At 71.3% G+C, this 13,942-nt stretch carries 15 protein-coding genes and 1 pseudogene; 10 read left to right on the forward strand and 6 right to left on the reverse strand.

What is annotated here, in order from left to right; all coding sequences use genetic code 11:
• Positions 1-174: 174 nt before the first annotated feature.
• Positions 175-810, reverse strand: a complete 636-nt coding sequence (locus tag ACWGIF_RS31760) for a hypothetical protein (RefSeq protein ID WP_453502650.1) — start codon at positions 808-810, stop codon at positions 175-177.
• Between the two features lie 259 nt (positions 811-1,069).
• A complete protein-coding gene (gene holA / locus ACWGIF_RS31765) occupies positions 1,070-2,062 on the reverse strand; it encodes a DNA polymerase III subunit delta (RefSeq protein WP_453502652.1) in 993 nt (330 codons plus the stop codon).
• Positions 2,063-2,138: 76 nt separating this feature from the next.
• Between holA and ACWGIF_RS31770 the strand changes: the two genes are divergently transcribed.
• Entirely contained in the window at positions 2,139-2,381 is a 243-nt protein-coding gene (locus ACWGIF_RS31770; protein WP_453502654.1) for a hypothetical protein, read from the forward strand.
• Between the two features lie 23 nt (positions 2,382-2,404).
• On the opposite strand, the gene ACWGIF_RS31775 is transcribed toward ACWGIF_RS31770, so the two are convergent.
• The 3 genes and pseudogenes from ACWGIF_RS31775 to ACWGIF_RS31785 all read right to left on the reverse strand — a co-directional run bounded on the left by ACWGIF_RS31775 (position 2,405) and on the right by ACWGIF_RS31785 (position 6,187).
• A complete protein-coding gene (locus ACWGIF_RS31775; RefSeq protein WP_453502655.1) occupies positions 2,405-3,286 on the reverse strand; it encodes a YceI family protein in 882 nt (293 codons plus the stop codon).
• A gap of 136 nt (positions 3,287-3,422) precedes the next feature.
• Positions 3,423-5,645, reverse strand: a pseudogene (locus ACWGIF_RS31780) (ComEC/Rec2 family competence protein); the annotation flags it as partial.
• Between the two features lie 254 nt (positions 5,646-5,899).
• Positions 5,900-6,187 carry a hypothetical protein gene (locus ACWGIF_RS31785; protein ID WP_453502657.1) on the reverse strand — a complete coding sequence of 96 codons (288 nt, stop codon included), beginning with the start codon at positions 6,185-6,187 and terminating at the stop codon, positions 5,900-5,902.
• A gap of 126 nt (positions 6,188-6,313) precedes the next feature.
• Between ACWGIF_RS31785 and ACWGIF_RS31790 the strand changes: the two genes are divergently transcribed.
• From ACWGIF_RS31790 to ACWGIF_RS31830, 9 genes are all read left to right on the forward strand, one after another.
• Positions 6,314-6,715 (forward strand): WYL domain-containing protein, encoded by a 402-nt coding sequence (locus ACWGIF_RS31790; RefSeq protein WP_453502659.1) that lies wholly within the window; start codon positions 6,314-6,316, stop codon positions 6,713-6,715.
• 78 nt (positions 6,716-6,793) lie between these two features.
• Positions 6,794-7,141 carry a hypothetical protein gene (locus ACWGIF_RS31795; protein ID WP_453502660.1) on the forward strand — a complete coding sequence of 116 codons (348 nt, stop codon included), beginning with the start codon at positions 6,794-6,796 and terminating at the stop codon, positions 7,139-7,141.
• The gene (locus tag ACWGIF_RS31800; protein WP_453502662.1) at positions 7,138-7,512 is read left to right on the forward strand and encodes a DUF6907 domain-containing protein; all 375 of its coding nucleotides are present in this window, start codon (positions 7,138-7,140) and stop codon (positions 7,510-7,512) included. Before ACWGIF_RS31795 ends, ACWGIF_RS31800 begins: the two co-directional genes overlap by 4 nt.
• Positions 7,512-7,700 carry a hypothetical protein gene (locus ACWGIF_RS31805; protein ID WP_453502663.1) on the forward strand — a complete coding sequence of 63 codons (189 nt, stop codon included), beginning with the start codon at positions 7,512-7,514 and terminating at the stop codon, positions 7,698-7,700. Before ACWGIF_RS31800 ends, ACWGIF_RS31805 begins: the two co-directional genes overlap by 1 nt.
• 111 nt (positions 7,701-7,811) lie before the next feature.
• Positions 7,812-8,063 (forward strand): hypothetical protein, encoded by a 252-nt coding sequence (locus ACWGIF_RS31810; protein WP_453502665.1) that lies wholly within the window; start codon positions 7,812-7,814, stop codon positions 8,061-8,063.
• Positions 8,064-8,572: 509 nt separating this feature from the next.
• Positions 8,573-8,959 (forward strand): hypothetical protein, encoded by a 387-nt coding sequence (locus tag ACWGIF_RS31815; RefSeq protein ID WP_453502667.1) that lies wholly within the window; start codon positions 8,573-8,575, stop codon positions 8,957-8,959.
• Entirely contained in the window at positions 8,956-9,333 is a 378-nt protein-coding gene (locus ACWGIF_RS31820) for a hypothetical protein (protein WP_453502668.1), read from the forward strand. Before ACWGIF_RS31815 ends, ACWGIF_RS31820 begins: the two co-directional genes overlap by 4 nt.
• An 835-nt stretch (positions 9,334-10,168) precedes the next feature.
• The gene (locus tag ACWGIF_RS31825; protein ID WP_453502669.1) at positions 10,169-10,855 is read left to right on the forward strand and encodes a DUF5753 domain-containing protein; all 687 of its coding nucleotides are present in this window, start codon (positions 10,169-10,171) and stop codon (positions 10,853-10,855) included.
• Entirely contained in the window at positions 10,819-11,013 is a 195-nt protein-coding gene (locus ACWGIF_RS31830; RefSeq protein WP_453502670.1) for a DUF397 domain-containing protein, read from the forward strand. Before ACWGIF_RS31825 ends, ACWGIF_RS31830 begins: the two co-directional genes overlap by 37 nt.
• Before the next feature lie 71 nt (positions 11,014-11,084).
• On the opposite strand, the gene ACWGIF_RS31835 is transcribed toward ACWGIF_RS31830, so the two are convergent.
• Complete coding sequence (locus tag ACWGIF_RS31835) at positions 11,085-13,937, reverse strand: hypothetical protein (RefSeq protein ID WP_453502671.1); 2,853 nt, start codon at positions 13,935-13,937, stop codon at positions 11,085-11,087.
• Between the last annotated feature and the right edge of the window lie 5 nt (positions 13,938-13,942).

Below are 13,942 nucleotides of genomic sequence, written 5' to 3' on the forward strand. Positions count from 1 at the left end.
CCCCGGCTCACGGCGGCGAGGACGGTCGAGGTGAGGATCTCGGGGGCGTCCGCCGGATCCATCCGGCCGCCCTGTACCTCGGCGGCGGCCGCGTGGACGAGGCTGTAGACGACGGTGACCAGCCAGTCCGCGGACTCGTCGGAGCGCAGCTCGGCGGCTTCCTGAACCGGACGATCAGGTGTCGGACGGGAGCCGGGATCCGATCGTGGTGCTCGCGCAGCTGCTCGGGCGGGAGCGCGGCGCAGACGGCGGCGAAGACGGCGGAGTGCCGGGCGAGCTGCCGCCAGGAGGTGCGGACCACGTGCGCGAGGCCGTGTCGCCCTCCAGGGCGGCGGCCTCGGTGACGGCCCGGTCGAGGGCGTCGAGGAGCGCCTCGCGGGTGGGGAGGTGGGAGTAGAGCGTGACCCGGCTGACCCCGGCGGCGCGGGCGATGGCGGCCCCTTCCCGCTTCGGCTGGCGCCCGGTCGGCGGGCGGCCTTCGTCCTGGCCGCTGCCGGGGCCGCGCCGGCCCCCATCGGCGGCATCTGGACGGGTCTCGTACCCGGCTTCGCCCTGCCGGCCCTCGGTCTCGGCGCGGCCATCGTCTGGGCGACGACGGCCGCCCTCTCCCAGGTCGCCCCGGAGCACTCCGGGCTCGCCTCCGGCCTGGTCGGCACCTCGCACGAACTGGGCGCGGCCATCGGCGTCGCCGGACTCACCGCAGTCGGCTTCACCGCGCTGCCCTTCGCGGCCCGCGGCCCTGGCACTGGCCCTGGCCGCCGTCGTCCTGCTGCCGCAGGGCCGCCCCTCCCCCACCGCGGCGCACGCCATGGCCCACTGACCCGGCGCCCCAGGACCTCACTCAACGCAGGCTGTGGACGATCGCGCGGGACGGGGGCTTCTGCTCCGGCTGCCCCTGGGGCGGGTCGCGAAAAGCGGCGCCGGCCGTCCGAAGCCCCCGGGCCCCCTCCCGGCAGTAGCTGCGGGAGGGACTTCGACGACACGACATGGGTCCTGTCCTCGAAGTCCCGTCTGGCCGTCGGCCCCGCTCTTCGGGTGGGGCCGACGCTGCTTTGACGACCGACACTCCCTAGCGGCGCTGCGGGCGGGCCGCGCGGGCCACTGCCACGACCGCCTTCTCCAGGGCGTATTCGGGATCGTCACCGCCGCCCTTGACCCCCGCGTCGGCGGCGGCCACGGCGCGCAGCGCGTCCGACACTCCGTCCGCCGACCAGCCCCGCATCTGCTGGCGGACCCGGTCGATCTTCCACGGCGGCATGCCCAGGTCCCGGGCGAGGTCGCCCGGGCGGGCCCCGCGGGGGGCGGAGGCCAGCTTGCCGATCGCGCGGACCGCCTGGGCCAGCGCGCTGGTGATCAGGACCGGCGCCACCCCGGTGGACAGGGACCAGCGCAGGGCCTCCAAGGCCTCGGCCGCACGCCCCTCGACCGCCCGGTCGGCGACCGTGAAGCTGGAGGCCTCCGCCCGGCCCGTGTAGTACCGGCCGACCACGGCCTCGTCGATGGTGCCCTCGACGTCCGCACACAGCTGCGCGGCCGCGCTCGCCAGCTCCCGCAGGTCGCTGCCGATCGCGTCGACCAGGGTCTGGCAGGCCTCGGGGGTCGCCGAGCGCCCCAGCGTGCGGAATTCGCCTCGCACGAACGACAGCCGGTCCGCCGCCTTCGTCATCTTCGGGCAGGCGATCTCCCTCGCGCCCGCCTTCCGCGCCGCGTCCAGCAGGCCCTTGCCCTTGGCCCCGCCCGCGTGCAGGAGGACGAGGACGATCTCCTCGTAGGGCGCGTCGAGGTAGGCCTTGACCTCCTTCACCGAGTCCGCGGACAGGTCCTGCGCATTGCGCACGACCAGGACCTTGCGCTCGGAGAAGAGCGAGGGGCTCGTCAGCTCGGCCAGCGTGCCGGGCTGGAGCTGTTCTGAAGCCAGGTCCCGCACGTCCGTGTCGGCATCGGCGGCACGGGCCGCCGCCACCACCTCCCGCACGGCACGGTCGAGCAGCAGCTCCTCCTGCCCCACCGCGAGGGTGAGAGGGGCGAGCAGATCGTCGGTGGAATTCTTCCTCGTGGCCATCGCCCCCAGCATCCCACGCCGTACTGACAGACCCCCGCGCAGCGGCCCCCTTCACCGGATACTCGAGAATGGCCGGGTGAACGTGCGACATGTACTCGTCCTGCCCGACCGCGACGCCGCCGAGGAGGTGGCGCAGGAGGCTCTCGACCGCTTCGGGCTCCCGGAGGAACCGCAGTTGGTCCGCGACGCGCTGGCCGGCGAGGACGACGCCGAGGACGCTCAGTGGCTGGTGGTCGTGGAGGATCCGAACGAACGGCTCGACAGCACCTCGCTGGACGACCTCGCCGCCGAGTACGAAGGCTGGCTGGAAACCCCCTGATCCCCTTCCGGGACCGTTCGCGATCAGGCCTTGTGCACGATCTGGACGTCCAGCGTCACGTCCACGCCCGAACCGATCGCCGCGATCCCGTGCGCCAGCATCGACTGCCAGTTCAGGGTGAAGTCCTCGCGGTTCAGTTCGGCGGTGGCCCGGCAGGCTGCCCGGACCTCGCCCTCCAAGCCCGTGCCCAGACCCAGGTAGCGGGTGTCCAGGGTGACGGACCGGCTGACTCCGTGGAGGGTGAGGGCACCCGCGACGGCCCAGCGGCTGCCGCTGCGGTGGATGAACCGTTCGCTGTAGAACTCGACCGTCGGGTGCCGGACCGCGTCCAGGAAGTCCCCCGACCGCAGGTGGTCGTCGCGCAGCCGCACCCCGGTGTCGATGCTCGCCGCATCGATGATCACGTGCATGGAGGAGTCCTCCATGCGCTCGGCTATCCGTACCGCGCCGGCGAACGTGTTGAACCGGCCGCGGATCCGGGCCAGGCCGATGTGCCGGGCCGTGAAGCCGATGGACGAGTGCGTCGGGTCGAGCTCCCAGTGGCCGGGCTGCGGCAGCAGTGGCGGTTCCACGGCGTCGAGGATGATCTCCGCGGTGCCGGGCTGCGCCGGGTCCCCCACGAGCGTCACCCCGTGGAACGGCGCGTACCCCTCGGCCGTGACGGAGAGCCGGTACTCCCCCTCCGGCACGGCCGCCGTGAAACCGCCGTACGGGTCGGTCTCGCCGCTGACGATCCGGCGGCCGATCGGGTCGGTCACCTCGAACGTGGCCTGCCGGACCGGCTGGTGGACCGTGTCGAGGACCCGGCAGCTGAGCAGACGTGCCGTCGACGGCAGCGTGAGTGTCGCGGAAGTGTGCGGGCTGGAATCTCCGGCCGACTCCATCCCCCGTCGGCGACCGAACATGACTGACGCACCCCCGTGCTGTGTGGACTTGGACCGCTCTGGCGAAGACGCATTCGATCATGCTGTCGGGTTGGGGGCAAACAGAGTGGTCGCGCCCGGTATGCCCGCGTCGGCTCCGTCGCCGATTGGCCGGAAATGCCCGTAGCCCAACGCCCGTTCCGCTGACGGCGATCGAGCCGTCGGTGTCGGTGCGCAGTACGGTCGCTCCCACCGACCGCAGCCGTGTGAGTGTACGCGGCGCGGGGTGTCCGTAGCGGTTGCCCGCACCGACGGGGACGAGCGCGAGCCGTGGCCGGATCCGTGCGTGCAGCTCTGGGTCCTGGTGCGCGGAGCCGTGGTGGGCGACCTTGAGGACGTCCACCGGACCCAGCTGCGGATGATCCCTCAGAAGTGCCTGCTGTGCGGGTGGTTCGAGGTCTCCGAGCAGGAGCAGGGTCAGGCCCGCGCCGCGTACCAGCAGGGTGACGCTCGCGTCGTTGGGTCCTTCGGGCAGCGGTCCCGCCGACGGCGGCCAGAGCACCTGCCAGGCGAACGGCCCCGCCCTGCGCCGCTCCCCCTGCACCGCCCGCACGATCGGCACACCGGCTGCGGCAGCGGTCCGGCGGACGAAGCGTGCCTGTCCCGGCGGCTCCTCCAGCCCCGTGGCCTGGATCACACCCACGGACCGGCCCCGGAGAACCCCGGACAGGCCTCCCACGTGGTCCGCGTGGAAATGTGTCAGCAGGAGCATCGGCACACGGTGCACGCCCAGGGCGCGCAGGCAGTCGTCCACCGGGCCGGGATCCGGACCGGCGTCCACCACCACGGCCTCGCCCGGGCCGACGGCGAGGACGGCGGCGTCCCCCTGCCCCACGGCGCACTGGACGTAGCTCCAGTCGGGCGGAGGCCAGCCGGAGAGCGTACGGGTGAGCTGCGGCGGCCTCAGTACGGCGAGGAGCAGCAGCACCGCCAGCGCGGAGCAGAGCCACCGCCGCCCCCGGAACCTGGCGCCGAGGCCCACGACGGCCAGGATGGCGGCGGCCAGCAGCAGGCCTCCGGTCAGCCCGCCCGGCCAGGGCAGCTCCGCTCCCGGAACCCGCGCTCCGGCCCGGGCCACGGCCGCGATCCACCCGGCCGGCACTCCCGCGCACCAGGCAAGCACCTCCGCGGCGGGCATCCACAGCGGGGCGGCCGCGAGCGCGGCGAACCCGAGGACCGTCGCCGGGCCGGCGGCCAGCTCGGCCAGCAGGTTGCACGGCACCGCCACGAGGCTGACCCGGGCCGCGAGCACGGCGACCACGGGCGCGCACACCGCCTGGGCGGCCGCCGCGGCCGCCAGCGCCTCGGCGAACCCGGGCCTCACCCCGCGCCGCTGCAGGGCCTCGCTCCACCGGGGAGCCAGGGTGAGCAGTGCTCCGGTGGCCAGGACGGAGAGCAGGAAGCCGTAACTGCGGGCGAGCCACGGTTCGTAGAGCACCAGCAGCAGCACGGCGGCGCCCAGGGCCGGGATCAGGGACCTGCGCCGCCCGGTGGCGAGCGCCAGCAGGGTGACCGCCCCGCAGGCGGCGGCCCGCAGCACGCTCGGCTCCGGCCGGCACACCACCACGAACGCCAGCGTCAGGGCCGCTCCACAGAGGGCGGTCATCCGCAGCGAGAGCCCGAGCCGAGGCGCCAGCCCACGCCGCTCGGCCCGCTGCGCGCGGGCCGGGGGCCCGATCAGCAGGAACAGGACCACGGTCAGGTTCGAGCCGGAGACCGCCAGCAGGTGCAGCAGGTCGGTGGCCCGGAAGGCCTCGTGCAGATCGGGCGGAACCCGCGACGTGTCCCCGACGACCAGCCCCGGCAACAGGGCTCGGGCGTCCGGGGCGAGCCCGTCGGTGGCCTCGCGCAGCCCGGCCCGCAACCGGCCCGCGAGCCGCTGCGCGGTGTCCGGGCCGCCGGTCACCCCGGGCGGGGTGTCACCGGCCGGCCGAAGCAGCGCCACGGCCCGCTCCCCGCCCCGCGCCGGGGCCAGCCGGGCGACCACCACCACCCGGGTGGAGGGCTGCAGCCGGGCCCATCCCGCATGCCCGGCCAGCACCCGTACCGGGGTCCGCACCCGGGTAGTCGCACCGGCGGGTCCGGTCACCCGGGTCACCACCGCGTCCAGCATCACGACCGGCGGCCCGCTCCCGCCGCCGGCGGTCCTCGGGTCGGAGCCGACGGTGAGCTCGGCGAGAACGCGGGCATGCTCGCGCGCGAGCCCCGCGACGGGCCCGGCCCGTGCCTCGGCCCGCTGGAGACCCGCCACGCCGGCTCCGGCGGCCGCACACAGCAGGGCCGCCGCGACGGCCGGGGCGAGCCTCCAGCGCGGCCCCGGGCGGCGGCACCCGGCCAGCATCAGCAGCCCCGCGCAGGCCACGCCCAACCCCACCCCGGCGGCGGTCCCCGCGGCGGGCGCGTCCAGGGCGAGCGCGGCCGCCGCCCAGGCGGCCCCGGCCGGCACCGCGAGGCGCAGATCCACCGGGCCCGGGCTCTCCGGGCGGTTCACGGCCGCACCAGCGCACGCAGGTCGGCGAAGCGCCTCTCACCGAGACATACGGAGAGACCTAATAGAAGGAGCAAACGGATCGGGCCGATTGCAAAGTCTGGAGGTCAGCCCGCGCTTTCGCCTGCTGCGGCCTGCTTCACGCTCACGACGGTGCGCTCCCTTAGCGGCGGGATGCCGGCCGCCTTGGAGATCCGCCCTACGTGCTGCCGCTCATAGGGGACGAGTCGAGTGACTTCTGACGGCCCCAGGGTGCGGGCCTGCAGGATCTCGACGATGCCCTCATTGAGGTTCTTGCGGGCTGCCTCGAACGCAGCCTCGGCCTCTGTGTACGCAGCGCTCAGCTCTGTGAGCTGCGCCCTCGCTGCCTGCTGCTTCTCCTCGGTAGTGGTCATGACCTGATGATGCCACGCTCCGTCGCATCCACGGAAGGCATCCCCATGATGCAACTTCGCGGAACCTCTTGACGATGCATCCTGAGGTTGCAACTATGGAGTCACACCGCAAGCGAGGGAGTCCGGATGTTCCGCACGGCGAACGAGACGCAGCAGAAGACGCTGGAACGCCTCCTCAAGGCCATGGACCGGAAGCACCCGGTGACCATCTCCTACGTCAAGGCCGACGGCAGCGTGACCCTCCGGACCGTTGAGGTCTACGACGTCCGCACCACGAAGGCCGGCGACATCATCCTCAAGGCCATGGACCGCGAGTCCGGGGAGTCCCGGACGTGGCGCCTGGACCGCATCCAGAGCTACTCGATCCACCGGACCGCGCACCTCGTGCCCGAGCCGCCGGCCGAGAACGAGCTCGGTATCCGGGTCATCGTGAACGCCCCGAGCACGCTGGTGTCGCGGGAGATGGCCCGTGAGGACCGCGACTACTGGACCGACCGCTACGACTTCGACCCGGAGTACGCGGCCTAACAACCAAACGGCCCCGCCCGGTGCGTCAACACCCGGCGGGGCCTGGATCCGAACCCCTAACGCAGAGGGAGTCAGACCATGAGCATCACCGTACCCGCCCCCGTCAAGGCCATAGAGCCCGCACTGCGCCTGCTGCCCGGCGCGCGCCCCACCCTCGATCACGTCTTCGACAGCCCGCTCGAGGGCCTGCTCGCCGAGTTCAACGTGACGGTCCTGCAGTCGGAAATCACCGACGCCGGCTTCTTCGGCGCCGTCGTTGTCCGCGCCGACCGAATCACGGTCCTGCTGTCGCCGAACCTCGGCGACTACGAGCGGGACTTCTTCCCCCGGTACCTCCTCGCCCAGGCCCTCGGTCTGGACATGACGCCGCTGCCGACCCCGTTCGAGGTCGAGATCAACCCGCTCATCGACGGGATCCCCGCGTGAGCGCCCCCCGGATCGTGTCGGTACGAACGGTCGACCACGGCGTCGTCGAGGTGCCCGAGCCGTCCTGGTGCGCCATCGCGCACCGCGACGACATCCACCGGGCGGACATCCACCACCAGGGCGTCGAGCAGCCCGCGACCCTGCACATCCCCGGCACCGGGGACGTCACCCTGCTGACGGCGTTCCTGTCGCAGTACCCGTACTCGGAGCACGGACACCGCGGGGTGTGGGCGGCCGTCGAGATCGAGGGCGAGCACTACGAGTTCGGCCCCGCCGGTCTCGGCGACCTGGCCGCCACCATCACCGCACACGCCCTGTACACGCTGCTGCCGCTGCGGGCCCGCCTGCAGTCCCTGCAGGAGGAGCTGTGATGGGTACCGCGGTAGTCCGCCGGCCTACGGAGGCCGCGGCCCTCGGCCGTGTCTCGACCGCCATGCCGTCCCTCGGCGCCGCCTTCAACGGCCTCGTCGTCGCCGAGCGGGCGGGCGACCAGTACGGCGCCCGACTCTGCCGGCGACTCGTCCAGCGCATCGCCCGCGACGGCCGCGTGGGCGAGTAGCCGGCCCCTCCTCGGGCCGCCTATTCGCCCAGCGTCTGACCGTAATCCCCCCTCTCCCTCGAGGGGGGAAAACCGCAGCATCTTCCACATCTGCCTGACAGGAGTTCCACCATGCCGTTCGCCGTCCCGCACACCCTGACCGTCGCCACCATCGAGGAGGGTCGGGACTTCGACTGGACCCACCCCACAACCTGCCCCGACGGCGACCAGTGCGAGACCTTCCGCAGGGTCTGCCGGAACCGGGAGTTCATGTCGGAGCTGGCCGACGGCCGCCCCGACGGCGAGTACCTCCTCGGCCTGTACGGCTTCAACGGGCTCTGCCTCGTCGACGAGGCCGGCCAGATCCTCCCCGACGCGGCCTAGGTCTGAGACGCGCACGCTGCGCCGTGCCCCGCTGGAACGGCGCAGCGTGCGATCCAAGTGAAGGGCCCTTCCCGGGGCCGGGAACACGCAGCGTGCATCGCAAGTGTTCCCGCGCTCCGGGGCGCCCCGAGCCGCAGGTCGAATCCCAACGACCCCCCTCCTCGAGAGGGAGGAACGCGCACGTCGAATCCCAAAAGGGGTCGGCCCGCGGGGAGGCGTACAACCCGCTTCCCGCCTAGGGGGTAAAGGCCTCCGGCCCAATCCCCCGTAGAGCTCCGAGGCCAATACTCACAGGGTCTCCCGCCCAATATTCACAGGGCCTCCGAGCCCTTGGGGGGCTTGGGCGTAAAGGGCTCGGAGGCCAATACCCCCAAGCCTCCCAAGGCCTTGGGGGCATTGAGAACCATCACTCTGCGGACACCCGCGAAGTGATCACCGCAAGACGAGAACGGCCGGCCCGGGACGCACCCCGGACCGGCCCACGGTTCCGACCCTGGAGAGGTAGAACCATGACCATTCTGCACACCCTCGCCGACGGCACGATCCCGCAGCGCGCAGCCCTCCCCGAGCCGACGCCGGCGACGGACGTCTTCGGCGCCACCGACCCGAGCGACGACCCCGTGTACGCGGTCGTCACGGTCCAGATCGCCATGAGCCGCGACATGCTCGCCGCGGCCCTGGACATGGCGACGGCCAACGCCGAGGAGAACCCCGACACCTGGAGCGTCGAGTACGTCCGCGAGTCGGTCGAGCTGATGCTGGCGAACGAGAGCTGGGTGAGGGCCGAGCGGGACGGCAGGAAGTACCCGAGGCTCATCGAGGACAGCTCGGTGGGCGCCTACATCCGGGCGATCTACCGGGCCGTCGACCGCGCCTACACGGGCGGAACCCGATGAGCGACCGGATCATCACGCGCTGGACGGCCGGGATGGCGGTCCACCTGCAGGAGGCCTACCGCGAGAGCCGCGAGACTTTCGCTCACAGGCTCGGTCTCCACACCCGGACCGTGGTGCTGTGGCACGAGAACCCCGCCGCGATCCCGCGGGCCACCACGCAGCAGCTGCTCGACCGCGCCCTCGAGCTGGCCGAGCCGACCATCTACGCCCGGTTCCTGGCCCTCGAGCAGGAGGAGCAGGCACCCGCCCCGCGGCCGGCGCTGGATCCGGTCGTCGCGCAGATGTCCGCGGACATGGCGCTCATGCAGGCCCGCATGGACCAGATGCAGGAGCAGATGGGCCAGATGGCGCTCCGCTTCATGACCGGCAACTGACGCTCCACCCTGGCGCCCTGTCGCCCGCCCCCGCACTCCACCGGGGACGGTAGGCAGGGCGCCCTGCTTGGAGGGTGCTTGTCGGCCCAGGTGGCTGCTTGCGGACATGCAACCTCTCGCCGATTCACGCAGCCTGCATGCAGCCCGCCGCCTGGCCATATGCAGGCTTGCGCACCCGGTATGCACCCGGCGGAACCCCGGCAAGACCCCGGCGGGCACCCGGCAGACCAGCCTTACCCAGCGCCATCCTGCCGGGCTGTTGCCGGGGTTCCGCCGGGTGCATACCGGGCGGAAAGACCCCGGAAAGCGTCCGGTATGCCCCGGAACGCGGGGCGGACAGAGGGTGGACAGTCCCCGGACACTTCCGCCCTCTTTCCGGGCAGTGTCCACCCTCTGTCCAGGGTGCAGCCCAGGACATATTGGGGCGTTGTCCGGGGTGTTTCCGGCCGGTTTGTCCTCTGCTCGCTGTCTCGAATGTCCTGATCGCACCTTGCTCGATCGCTGCTCACGGCCTGCTCGGAGGGGAATCGCGAGCAGGCCGTGAGCAAGAGCTGACCTGCGACGGAGCAGCGCGATCCGTGCCCGAGCAGACGCCGAGCAGGGCGGTATGCCCCGTCTTGTCACCCGACTATGACCCGTCTAGACCCCGGCTATGGCCCGTCTATAGGGCGGCTATGAGAGAGGCACCCGGCGCCTCGTAGCCGGGCCATAGACGGCCAATAGCCGGGTCGTAGACGGGGGTTAGCCGGGCACTCAACCCGTTCGAGTAGCTGTGATCACTTAGCCACAAGGAGTAGCTTTGCCCACCAATGAAGGTCCCATCGGAGGAGAGCCGATGACCACCCGCAAGGAAGCCGCTGAGATCCTGCGCGGCACGAGAGACCCGTCCAAAGCCGGCTGGTGGCGAGCAGCAGCCGACTCCCTCGAAGAGCACATCCAACGTCTCGTCGACCTCGAGCGCGCGGCCAGCAACATCCGCTCATGGCAGCCGCTCATGGTGCCCGGCATGCTGCAGACGTACCAGTACGCCGTCTCCGCCATCCACGCCACGACGCCGGCCCTGCCCATAGAGGACGTCGCCGAGCGCGCCGACCTCCGCATGCGGCGCATCGACAGCCTCGGCCACGCCGCAGACCGGCGGGCATGGTTCATCATCGCCGAGCAGGCCCTCAGGTCCCCCCTGGGCGGCCCGGCCGTCCTCCTCGAGCAGCTGGAACACCTGCTGAACGTCGTCTCGCTGCGCCCGTCGGTGACGCTGCAGGTGCTGCCCTCCGAGGTGGCCATGCACCCGGGCCTGGCCGGCGGCTTCACCATGTACCAGGTGACCGGCCAGAAGGCTGTCTTCACCGAGACGCTTGCCGGGTCGGTGATCTCCACACGGGCAGATGACATCGCGGTCTACACCGCCGCTTACGATCACCTGCAAGCCAACGCCCTCGGCCCTGCCGCGTCGTTGGAACTGATCGATACGGCAAGGAGAGAGCTGTGTCTGAAGGTGGAGAGCGCCCTCTGGTGTGGGTGAAGTCGAGCTACACGGACACCGGGAACTGCGTCGAGGTGGCCACCCCGGTTGACGGGATCCTGGTCCGGGACTCTAAGCGCCCAGCAGGGCCGCGGGTCGGCCTCGCGCCGGCCGCCTGGTACCAGCTCGTCGACTGGGCCAAGACGCACCAGGTGTAAGCACTGAGCCCCACCGCAGGAGAGTTGCGGTGGGGCTCAGTCATGTCCGGACGGCATTCATCATGCCAGCGTCACCGGCCGGTGGTCCCGAGGACCACCTGAACGTCACCGCCCTTGACGCGGATCGCATGACGGAGGGAGTCCACCAGCATGTCGTCCCAGCGCGACCCGCCGGACCGGATCTCCAGCACGATCGGACCGTTCCCGCCCCCGCCGCCCATGCCGGCCGCTATGCGCCGGCTGTCCGGGTTGGAGTGGACCCGGGACCCCGGGGCCAGGTCAACAAGCTCGGGGCCTTGCTCGCCGACCAGCGTCATCCGCGACCGCGGCCCACCACCGGCCGCGCCAATGATGCCGCCGGACGCCTTCTCGAACTGGTGCCCGCCCGACGGGATGTAGCCGATCGTCCGGTAGTGGACCCGGACCTCGTAGTCCGTCTTCATGCCACCCAGCAGCGACGTCGCCCGGCCGATGCCTGCCTTCAGAGCCTCAATCTCCGCGTAAATGTCCACCTTCTTGTGAGAAGGCGCAGCCTCAAGCCGCCGGTAGGCGTCCGCCAGCTTGGCCTTCAGGTCATCGACGTCACCCCTCAGGTACGCCGTCTTGTCCGGCGTCTTCAGGATCTGGTCCGCAAGGGCCTTGGCCTCATCCCTCGTCAGGCCCATGGTTCGCGCGCTCGCCATCAGCTGCTCGCGGCCCCGCTCATAGATGCCGCTCACCGACTCCCACGACGCCCCGTTGTCTCGGGCGGCAGCTGCGGACAGGTCGGTCTTATCGGCCAGGTCGGCGAGCAGGCTGGCTGCGGTGCGGGCCTTCTCGCCGTTCAGGTCGAGGACGCCGTTCACCATGTTCAGGGCGCCCGCGTTCTCAGCGGCCCCCTTCGCCGCGGCGTCAATGGCCGCTTCGAAGCCGATCATTCCGCCCAGCGCCTGCCGGTTGACGTCGTTCAAGGCCTGGATAGATTCCCTCAGCCCATCCGCGGACTGCTTCTGCATATCCAGCTTTGCCTGCACGGCGATGGCCTGATCGCCGAACAGGCCCATCGACCGGGCCGCGAGTTCCTGGTCGGCAGCCATCGCGGCCACGGTGGCGTTGTACTTGCTGAACGTCTGGTCGACCTGCTCTGCCGTGTAGCCCTGCGTGCGCAGAACCTCCTCGAACTCCCGGACCTGGGTGGCTGCCATATCGGCGTGGCCGCCCTTGGCCAGGTTCGCGAACGCCTCGTCGAACGCTGCGAACTTCTCCGACGCGGCGGCGACACTGTTCGTGCCGCTGACAAGCTGCTCCAGCTTGGGGGTCACCTTGTCGATGAGCCCCCCGAGCGGTATCAGGGCGGTGAACCGCTTCGTGTTGTCGTACATCTCCGTCGCCACGCGCAGCCGGTGGGCAGTCCTGGCGAAGCCGTCCATGTCACCGAAGGCCTTCTTCAGCTCCCCGGTGAACTGGCCGCTGCTGCCCAGCCTCTTCAGGCTGGTGGTCAACCTGTCGACGTCGGGTGGCGCGCCCTTCGCTTTCTCGGCGAGGGCGTTGATTCCCATGGCTACGGCGGCGATGACGGCGAGGACGATGCTGGCCCGCTGCATCGCCGTGAGGGACGCAGTCACGCCCTGGATCGCCGAGGTCACGCCACCGAACCGTGCCGCACGAACAAAGTTGTTCGCGCCGGCGGCAGCCGCCATGAACGCCGGCCCCAGCCCGGTCGTGACCAGCTGCAGCGCCTTGATCGCGAAAGCCATCTGGAGAAGCACGGACAGCACCTCGGTGGGTACCGCGTTCACCAGCTTGGCGAGGGCATTGACGATGGTCAGGATCCCGACACCGGTGTCTGCGGCAGCCGCGACCAGCTTCATGAGGGCCCGGCCGAGGTTCGCGAGGGTTTCGCCCACGATCGGGCCGGACTCCCGGACGTAGGCCAGGAATTCGCGGAAGCCGTCGCTTTGAACCCCACGGTTCATGGCCTGTCCGAACTTCACCATGCCGTCAACGGCCGTGTGCAGGGTGCGCTGGGTGAAGTCCGTCAGCTTCACCATGAACTCGTCGAACCCCTTGGAGTGCACCCCCACGGCCAGCCGATTCATCAGCCGGTCCATCTCGACGGAGGTGGCCCGCACCAAGGGAGTCAGCTTGGGGAAGAGCATGCTGAGGACGCCGAACCCCTTGGTGGCCACCGGCAGGGTGTCACCGGCGAGGCTTTCGCTCCAGCTCTTGTACTCGTCCTTCATGACGGACAGCGACGCTGCGGCCTTCCGGACTTCCGGCGAGGCTTTCTGTACCTGTTTCAGCCACTCGTTTTCGGCCTGGGCTGTGGTCTTGGAGGTCCTGCCGTTCTCGGTGAGCGACTGGGTGTACGCCTTATGCGCCTCGGTGATCTTCCCCATGGCCAGCAGCTGCGGCACCAGGGCGGCACCGAACGCGGTCACCGCCACCGCCGCGGCGCCGAGGGCGGGCGCGATCGGGGCTGCCGCCGCGGCCACCGGGATGAGAGCCGGCGCCAGGGCCAGGGCGGCCATCATCAGCCCTCGCTGCCCGCCTGAGGCCCCGCCAGCGGACGAGCCGAGGCTGCCCAGGGAGCCGCGCAGACCGCCCATGCTGCCGCCTACACGGGAGATGGCCCCGTTCAGCTCGTTCATGTCGTCACGCAGGACCCGCGTCCGCGCCGTCATGGCGTCCATGCGGCTGTCCGCGCTGGCCGAGCTACGGGCCACGGCGCGCAGGGACGTCGACATGCCTGCGGTCGAGGCCCGTGCATCGATGAGCGAGGCGCCGGCGGCGGCAGCCCGGCCGCGCAGCCGGTGCAGTGCTTCCGCGGACTCGTCCGTGGCCGCCCTGAGGACGGTCAGGGCCGCTGCTGCGGCCAGCGCCCGTGGTGTCAGCGCTGTGAGGGAGGTGCTGGCCGCGCGGGCGTGCGTCCGCAGGTTGTCCATGGACC

The sequence above is a fragment of the Streptomyces sp. NPDC054849 genome, from assembly GCF_053610945.1.

Excerpts from the sequence above, each read along its gene's own strand:
- ACWGIF_RS31760 (WP_453502650.1), bottom strand. The coding sequence starts at position 810 with ATGGCGTGCGCCGCGGTGGGGGAGGGGCGGCCCTGCGGCAGCAGGACG.
- holA (WP_453502652.1), bottom strand. The coding sequence starts at position 2,062 with ATGGCCACGAGGAAGAATTCCACCGACGATCTGCTCGCCCCTCTCACC.
- ACWGIF_RS31775 (WP_453502655.1), bottom strand. The coding sequence starts at position 3,286 with ATGTTCGGTCGCCGACGGGGGATGGAGTCGGCCGGAGATTCCAGCCCG.
- ACWGIF_RS31785 (WP_453502657.1), bottom strand. The coding sequence starts at position 6,187 with ATGACCACTACCGAGGAGAAGCAGCAGGCAGCGAGGGCGCAGCTCACA.
- ACWGIF_RS31790 (WP_453502659.1), top strand. The coding sequence starts at position 6,314 with ATGTTCCGCACGGCGAACGAGACGCAGCAGAAGACGCTGGAACGCCTC.
- ACWGIF_RS31795 (WP_453502660.1), top strand. The coding sequence starts at position 6,794 with ATGAGCATCACCGTACCCGCCCCCGTCAAGGCCATAGAGCCCGCACTG.
- ACWGIF_RS31805 (WP_453502663.1), top strand. The coding sequence starts at position 7,512 with ATGGGTACCGCGGTAGTCCGCCGGCCTACGGAGGCCGCGGCCCTCGGC.
- ACWGIF_RS31810 (WP_453502665.1), top strand. The coding sequence starts at position 7,812 with ATGCCGTTCGCCGTCCCGCACACCCTGACCGTCGCCACCATCGAGGAG.
- ACWGIF_RS31815 (WP_453502667.1), top strand. The coding sequence starts at position 8,573 with ATGACCATTCTGCACACCCTCGCCGACGGCACGATCCCGCAGCGCGCA.
- ACWGIF_RS31820 (WP_453502668.1), top strand. The coding sequence starts at position 8,956 with ATGAGCGACCGGATCATCACGCGCTGGACGGCCGGGATGGCGGTCCAC.
- ACWGIF_RS31825 (WP_453502669.1), top strand. The coding sequence starts at position 10,169 with ATGACCACCCGCAAGGAAGCCGCTGAGATCCTGCGCGGCACGAGAGAC.
- ACWGIF_RS31835 (WP_453502671.1), bottom strand. The coding sequence starts at position 13,937 with ATGGACAACCTGCGGACGCACGCCCGCGCGGCCAGCACCTCCCTCACA.